We start from the raw sequence: 7,305 nt of genomic DNA, 5'->3' as shown, positions 1-7,305 counted from the left end.
ACTCGAATCCCGCATCTGCTCTTAAATCCCGTCACCATGGATAAAGCTTTGTGAGCGACCATTGAACCCTTGGTCCATATCAAGAGAAGGCTTATCTGTCTTGGGCTTACCAACAATCTTAGCGGGAACACCAGCAACCGTAGTATGTGGGGGTACAGCTTGTAGCACCACAGAACAAGAACCAATCTTAGCGCCTTCACCTACTTCAATGTTGCCGAGTATTTTCGCACCAGCACCAATCATCACGCCTTCACGGATTTTAGGGTGACGGTCACCGCCTTCTTTACCGGTACCGCCGAGAGTAACATCTTGAAGGATGGATACGTCGTTCTCGACCACCGCCGTTTCACCGATAACAATACCAGTCGCGTGGTCGAGCATAATAGCTTTGCCGATACGCGCTGCAGGGTGGATATCTACTTGGCATGCGACCGAAATTTGGTTTTGTAGGTAAGTGGCAAGTGCAATACGCCCTTGCTTCCATAACCAGTTAGCTACGCGATAACCTTGCAGTGCGTGATAGCCTTTAAGGTAGAGCAATGGCATAGAGTACATTTCTACAGCCGGGTCTCGAGTAACTGTCGCGCAGATATCACAAGCGGCCGCATCAATGATTGAGTCATCTTCTTCAAACGCTTGCTCAACCACTTCACGTACAGCCATTGCAGGCATCGAAGCCGTCTTTAACTTGTTAGCAAGAATGTAGCTGAGTGCAGCCCCTAGGCTTTCATGGTTGATAATTGTGGCATGGTAAAAACTCGCAAGCATAGGTTCTTGCTCAGACTGCTGTCGAGCTTCTTTTACAATGCATTGCCAAACTTTTTGTTGTTCACAGTGTTTCATTTTTCCATCCATTTTCTAGGGGCAGATGCGAGTGACGAGATGAGAGTTTCGAAGAACTATAAGAGCAGAATCTCGTATCTGCTTTTACTCTGTTCTCATCTCGTTGACTCGAATTTCTTATCCGCTTCTTTATCTTTCTGACTTCTTATCTCGAGCAAGTAGATCTTGCGCAGCTAAGTGTGCGTCTTTTCCTTGATACAACACTTGATAAATTTGTTCAACAATTGGCATCTCAACGCCCATACGTTCTGATAGTAACCAAACTTCTTTAGTGTTGCGATAACCTTCTACCACTTGGCCAATTTCTTCTTGTGCGGTGTCAACGTCTTTACCGGAACCTAATGCTAAACCAAAGCGACGGTTACGTGATTGGTTGTCGGTACATGTCAGTACTAGGTCGCCAAGTCCCGCCATACCCATAAAGGTCTCTGGTTGTGCACCAAGAGCAGCACCCAGTCGGCTCATTTCTGCTAAACCACGGGTAATTAACGCTGTGCGCGCGTTTGCGCCGAAGCCAATGCCATCCGACATACCAGCACCAATCGCGATAACGTTTTTAACGGCACCACCTAGCTGCATACCAATGAAATCTGAGTTTGCGTATACACGGAATGTCTTGCCACAGTGAATCTTTTCTTGAAGCTCTTCTAAGAAGGTCTCATCTGGTGACGCGACTGAAATTGCGGTCGGCATACCCATCGCTAGTTCTTTGGCGAAAGTAGGGCCAGATAGAACCGCTAGAGAGTAATTGTCGCCAAGCACATCGTGTGCGACATCTTTAAGTAGTCGGCCAGTTTCTGGTTCCAATCCTTTCGTAGCCCAGCAAATACGAGAATTCGCTGACAAATGAGGCTTTAAACTATTTAAAACGATACCAAACACGTGACTAGGAACGACGACTAGGAGGTCACGACTGGCTGTTACTGCTTTTTCAAGGTCTGATTCGATGATCAGGCTTTCTGGAAAGTCAATATTAGGAAGAAACTCATGATTTGCTCGCTCAGATTCAAGGCGCGTCATGTGGATAGGGTCATGTCCCCAAAGAACAACGTTTGCACCGTTACGCGCTAGAGAAATAGCTAAAGAGGTCCCGTAAGAACCTGCGCCAATGACTGTCATAGCGATCTCTTTGCCGTAAGCGTCTGCCGTGTTAGTCGGGCGAGTTGTGTCTGTCATGCTTCCACCTAAAAAATAATGAGGGAAATCGAAGAATTCTGGAAAAGCTTCCTAATAATCAGAAGGCTTTCTATCTTAGTACAGTGTAAAGAAAAAATGCACATCGCAGAAGTTACGATGTGCATTTAAGAGTTAACTAGCGTTTGAAACGTTGGGATTAAGTTCTACTTTGAGACTTAAGCCTGCTCGCCTTCAGCTTGTTGAGCTTGGTTTTGTAGGTAGTTCATGAACAAAGCATCGAAGTTAACAGGTGCTAGGTTCAGTTGTGGGAACGTACCTTTAACCACTAGGCTAGAGATTGTTTCACGAGCGTATGGGAATAGGATGTTCGGGCAGAATGCGCCTAGGCAATGTGCTAGTTGGCCCGCTTCCATTTCGCTTGCAGAGAAGATACCACCTTGCTGAACTTCACAAAGGAATGCAGTGTCGTCTGCGTTCTTCACAGTAACCGTTAGGCGTAGGATTACTTCGTAAACACCTTGACCAAGTTCGCGGCTTTGAGTGTCTAGGTCCAGTTTTACATCTGGATTCCACTCTTTTTGAAACATGTCTGGAGAGTTTGGCGCTTCGAAAGATACGTCTTTTAGAAAGATACGTTGGATTGCGAAGTTCTGTTGTGCTTCTTGTTGTGCTGCTTCAGCCATTTTCTTGTCCTTAAAAATTTAAATTAGGTTTGGTTCGTCATATTTGTCGAACAAAACCCGAAAGTTAGTTGATTAGGTCAGCTTACTTTTTGCCTTTACTATTTCTTACCTTTAACCAAAGGTAGGTTAGCTTCGCTCCAAGCCACTAGACCGCTTTTCAGCACGCTTACGCTTTCGAAGCCTGCTTTAACTAACAAGTTAGCGCTTTCTTGAGCGGTTTGACCTGTTTTGCATACTACGATGATTGGGTCTGCTTTATGGCTTTCAAGGCTACCTAGGTTATTTGATTTGATGTCTGACGGTAAAATGTGAAGTGCGTCAGTAATATGGCCCTTTTTGAACTCATCTTTAGTACGAATATCAACCACAACACCGTTTTCACGGTTAATCAGTTGTGTAGTTTGAGCTGCCGTGATCTCTTTATAGGCTGCATTTGATGTTTTGATTACGTTCGCAATGATGGCAACAACCAAGCCGATCCATACGATGGCTAAAATCATATTCTCTTGAACAAATGGAACTAACTCTTGCATGTCTTGAACTCTTATTCGTTATTGGGCGAAAAATTATAGGGTAGGAGTATAGCGAGGTTTGGAGTTTAGTGTACATAGAGATCTGAATCTTTGAACAGAATCAGAAGCAAAGTTTAACGATTTTTTTGATTATATTTTCCGTTAGATAGATAATAGACTAATTTACATTTCTAAATTTTAATGCGCAGTGTGGTTTTCGCTTTGTTACCAACGGGCGGTAGCGTGCTTGGTAAAGATGTTTACACTGTGCACAGTTCGTGAATCAAAAAAGTTAGGTTAGGGGGTTTTTGTGAAGATATTAGTCACTGGCGGTGCTGGTTTTATCGGCTCTGCAGTCGTTCGCCATATTATAAACAATACATCGAACAGCGTTATAAACGTTGATAAACTCACTTATGCGGGGAACTTGGAGTCACTTGTTGATGTTGATTCAAATGAACGTTATGCATTCGAACAAGTAGATATTTGTAATCGTTCAGAGCTTGACCGTGTTTTTGCAGAGCATAAACCAGATGCGGTAATGCACTTAGCCGCTGAATCGCATGTTGACCGCTCTATCACTGGCCCAGCTGCTTTCATTGAAACGAACGTAGTTGGAACATATACGCTATTAGAAGCGACACGCGAGTACTGGAATAAACTTGAAGATCAAGCCAAAGCAGAGTTTCGCTTCCATCACATCTCTACCGATGAAGTGTATGGTGACCTTCCTCACCCAGATGAGGTTCCTGAAGGTGCTGAACTACCAATGTTCTTGGAAACGACATCTTATGAGCCATCTAGCCCTTACTCTGCTTCAAAAGCATCAAGTGACCATTTAGTGCGTGCTTGGCTTCGTACTTATGGCCTGCCAACTATCGTCACTAATTGCTCAAACAACTACGGCCCATATCACTTCCCTGAAAAATTGATCCCACTTGTTATCTTGAATGCTTTGGAAGGAAAAGACCTTCCTATCTACGGCAAGGGGGACCAAATTCGTGACTGGTTGTTCGTTGAAGACCATGCTCGAGCACTCTATAAAGTGGTAACCGAAGGTAAAGTTGGTGAAACCTACAACATCGGTGGCCATAACGAGAAGAAAAACATTGAAGTCGTGAATACGATTTGTGACATCCTTGATACGCTAGTACCGAAAGAGACTAAATACGAAGAGCAAATTACTTACGTTCAAGACCGCCCGGGTCATGACCGTCGCTATGCTATTGACTCCTCTAAAATGCAACGTGAATTAGGTTGGACACCGGAGGAGACGTTCGAAACGGGACTTCGTAAGACAGTACAGTGGTACCTAGACAATTCTAAGTGGTGTCAAAATGTGCAAGATGGCAGCTACCAACGCGAGCGCTTAGGCGTCGTAACAGGAGATGTAAAGTAATGAAAGGTATTGTATTAGCTGGTGGCTCTGGTACTCGTCTGTACCCACTTACACGTGGCGTGTCGAAACAACTCTTGCCGATTTATGACAAGCCAATGGTGTTCTACCCAATTTCTACTTTGATGTTGGCAGGAATCAAAGACATTCTAATTATCACCACACCGGAAGATAATGCGGGCTTTCAACGCTTGCTCGGTGATGGCTCTGATTTTGGTATCAACCTTGAATACGCGATTCAACCAAGCCCTGATGGCCTAGCACAAGCGTTTATTATTGGTGAAGACTTCATTGGCGATGACAGCGTGTGTTTAGTACTGGGTGATAACATCTTCTATGGTCAGTCATTTTCACAAACACTACAAAGTGCAGCTTCAAGAGAATCAGGCGCGACTGTGTTTGGTTATCAAGTGAAAGACCCAGAGCGCTTTGGTGTCGTCGAATTTGATGAAAACATGAAAGCCGTTTCAATTGAAGAAAAGCCAACACAGCCTAAGTCAAACTATGCAGTAACCGGTCTTTACTTCTACGATAATCGCGTGGTTGAAATGGCTAAGCAAGTGAAGCCATCTGAACGCGGAGAGCTAGAAATCACGACCCTAAACGAAATGTACCTCAATGATGGCTCACTGAATGTAGAATTATTAGGTCGTGGTTTTGCGTGGCTAGACACCGGTACACATGAGAGCCTACACGAGGCATCTTCTTTCGTGCAAACTATTGAGCACGTACAAGGGCTAAAAGTCGCGTGTCTAGAAGAAATCGCATGGCGCAACGGTTGGTTAAGTGATGAGCAAGTTCTGACTTTAGCTAAACCAATGATGAAAAATGAGTACGGCCAGTATTTAACGCGTTTGGTTAATGAAGCAAAGAAAAAGGCTGAGGCTTAATGCGAGTATTAATCACCGGTTGTAACGGTCAAGTTGGCTCTTGCCTCACTGAACAGTTGGCCAACAATGAAAAGATAACAGTGTTAGCTCTTGATAGACAGCACCTTGACATTACAAATCAAGATGCTGTAGGCGCAGTCGTTACTGAATTTCAACCTAACGTTATTATTAACGCAGCTGCACACACTGCGGTTGATAAGGCTGAGGAGGAAGTTGCTCTCTCTTATGCGATAAATCGTGATGGTCCCAAGTATCTAGCACAAGCCGCGCAAACCATTGGTGCGGCAATTTTGCATATCTCGACAGATTATGTATTTGAAGGTAATAAAGTCGGGGACTATATCGAGACAGATCCGACGAACCCTCAGGGTGTTTACGGTGAAAGTAAACTAGCAGGGGAAATTGCAGTTGCAGAGTCATGTGATAAGCACATTATTTTTCGCACCGCGTGGGTTTTCGGAGAGCACGGCAATAACTTTGTTAAGACGATGCTTCGCCTAGGTGCAACGCGTGATGCATTAAGTATTGTCGGTGATCAGTCTGGTGGGCCAACTTATGCCGGTGATATTGCTAAGGCACTGATTCAAATTGCGAAGTGTATTACTCAAGGTGATACGGTGGAGTACGGCGTTTACCACTTCTCGGGTTTGCCTCATGTAAGCTGGTATGAATTCGCCGACGCTATTTTTGATGTGGCTGTTCAACAAAAGCTTTTTGAGAACAAGCCTGCTTTAACAAGTATTACCACTGACCAATATCCAACACCAGCAAAGCGTCCAAGTAACTCCCGTCTAAGCAATAAGAAAATTATGACGAACTTCTTCATTGAAGCGAGTGATTGGAAAGTAGCATTAAATAATATTCAAGCGTATACGGATTAAAAATATGAAAGTAATCGATACACGTATTTCAGATGTGAAAATTATAGAGCCAAGTGTGTTTGGTGATGAACGTGGTTTCTTTATGGAAACCTGGAATCAAAAGCAATTTGAAGAGCTCGTAACAGGTAAACCAACGCAGTTTGTTCAAGATAACCATTCCAAATCAAAAAAAGGTATCTTACGTGGCCTGCATTACCAAACCGAAAACACTCAAGGCAAATTAGTTCGCGTGGTTTCTGGGGAAGTGTTTGATGTTGCCGTCGATATTCGACAAGGTTCGCCAACCTTTGGTCAATGGGTTGGAGAGTATTTATCTGCAGAAAATAAGCGTCAACTTTGGATCCCTGAGGGGTTTGCACATGGGTTCTATGTGACTAGCGATGAAGCTGAGTTTGTTTATAAATGCACAGATTACTATAACCCGAACGCTGAGCATTGTTTGATCTGGAACGAACAAACTGTAAATATTGATTGGCCGATTACTGATTGCGTTACTCTATCTGAAAAGGATAGGCAGGGCCAAACACTCCATGAGCTATTATCTATAGTTGATTTTTCGAAGTAAACTGGATTTATGGACTCAACACACCGTTAGATGCAATTGCAAGGTAGTAGAATGTACAAATTACCCTTTAAATTTATTCAGGACATTTATGGTAGCCGCGAATTACTTATTTCGATGGCAAAACGTGATATCCAGAATCGATATCTTGGCTCTTTGTTTGGTGGTATTTGGGCTTTCGTTCAGCCACTCGTAACGATTACGATAATATGGTTTGTTTTTCAAGTTGGTTTTAAAGCGCAGCCGACATCTAATGGGGTTCCATTCACCCTTTGGTTAGTATCTGCAATGATCCCATGGTTTTTTATTGCGGAGATGTTATCGAATGCAACTAACTCAATTATCGAACAAGCTAGTATTGTAAAGAAGATCGTATTTAAAGTTAGCTTGCTTCCAATAGT

At 43.5% G+C, this 7,305-nt stretch carries 9 protein-coding genes; 5 read left to right on the top strand and 4 right to left on the bottom strand.

What is annotated here, in order from left to right:
- Nucleotides 1-21: 21 nt before the first annotated feature.
- The 4 genes from cysE to BCT81_RS14790 all read right to left on the bottom strand — a co-directional run bounded on the left by cysE (nt 22) and on the right by BCT81_RS14790 (nt 3,196).
- A complete protein-coding gene (gene cysE / locus BCT81_RS14805) occupies nt 22-843 on the bottom strand; it encodes a serine O-acetyltransferase (protein WP_102424919.1) in 822 nt (273 codons plus the stop codon).
- Between the two features lie 129 nt (nt 844-972).
- A complete protein-coding gene (gpsA, locus tag BCT81_RS14800) occupies nt 973-2,019 on the bottom strand; it encodes an NAD(P)H-dependent glycerol-3-phosphate dehydrogenase (protein WP_102424918.1) in 1,047 nt (348 codons plus the stop codon).
- A 176-nt stretch (nt 2,020-2,195) separates the two neighbouring features.
- Nucleotides 2,196-2,663 (bottom strand): protein-export chaperone SecB, encoded by a 468-nt coding sequence (secB, locus tag BCT81_RS14795; protein ID WP_102424917.1) that lies wholly within the window; start codon nt 2,661-2,663, stop codon nt 2,196-2,198.
- A gap of 98 nt (nt 2,664-2,761) precedes the next feature.
- A complete protein-coding gene (locus BCT81_RS14790; RefSeq protein WP_102424916.1) occupies nt 2,762-3,196 on the bottom strand; it encodes a rhodanese-like domain-containing protein in 435 nt (144 codons plus the stop codon).
- Between the two features lie 289 nt (nt 3,197-3,485).
- Between BCT81_RS14790 and rfbB the strand changes: the two genes are divergently transcribed.
- The 5 genes from rfbB to BCT81_RS14765 form a co-directional block, all read left to right on the top strand.
- The gene (gene rfbB, locus BCT81_RS14785) at nt 3,486-4,574 is read left to right on the top strand and encodes a dTDP-glucose 4,6-dehydratase (RefSeq protein WP_102424915.1); all 1,089 of its coding nucleotides are present in this window, start codon (nt 3,486-3,488) and stop codon (nt 4,572-4,574) included.
- The gene (gene rfbA / locus BCT81_RS14780) at nt 4,574-5,461 is read left to right on the top strand and encodes a glucose-1-phosphate thymidylyltransferase RfbA (protein WP_102424914.1); all 888 of its coding nucleotides are present in this window, start codon (nt 4,574-4,576) and stop codon (nt 5,459-5,461) included. Before rfbB ends, rfbA begins: the two co-directional genes overlap by 1 nt.
- On the top strand, nt 5,461-6,342 hold the full coding sequence (rfbD, locus tag BCT81_RS14775; RefSeq protein ID WP_102424913.1) for a dTDP-4-dehydrorhamnose reductase: 882 nt from the start codon (nt 5,461-5,463) through the stop codon (nt 6,340-6,342). The genes rfbA and rfbD overlap by 1 nt, the downstream gene beginning before the upstream one ends.
- A 4-nt stretch (nt 6,343-6,346) precedes the next feature.
- Nucleotides 6,347-6,907, top strand: a complete 561-nt coding sequence (gene rfbC / locus BCT81_RS14770) for a dTDP-4-dehydrorhamnose 3,5-epimerase (protein WP_102424912.1) — start codon at nt 6,347-6,349, stop codon at nt 6,905-6,907.
- Between the two features lie 51 nt (nt 6,908-6,958).
- The coding region (locus tag BCT81_RS14765) for an ABC transporter permease (protein WP_157938869.1) at nt 6,959-7,305 on the top strand (347 nt) is incomplete at its 3' end.

Origin of the sequence: Vibrio sp. 10N.261.52.A1 (assembly GCF_002876325.1) — a bacterium.
In the GTDB taxonomy this organism is placed as follows: domain Bacteria; phylum Pseudomonadota; class Gammaproteobacteria; order Enterobacterales; family Vibrionaceae; genus Vibrio; species Vibrio chagasii.
Note: the sequence above shows the minus strand (reverse complement) of the source record. Positions and strands in the feature narration are given on the sequence as shown.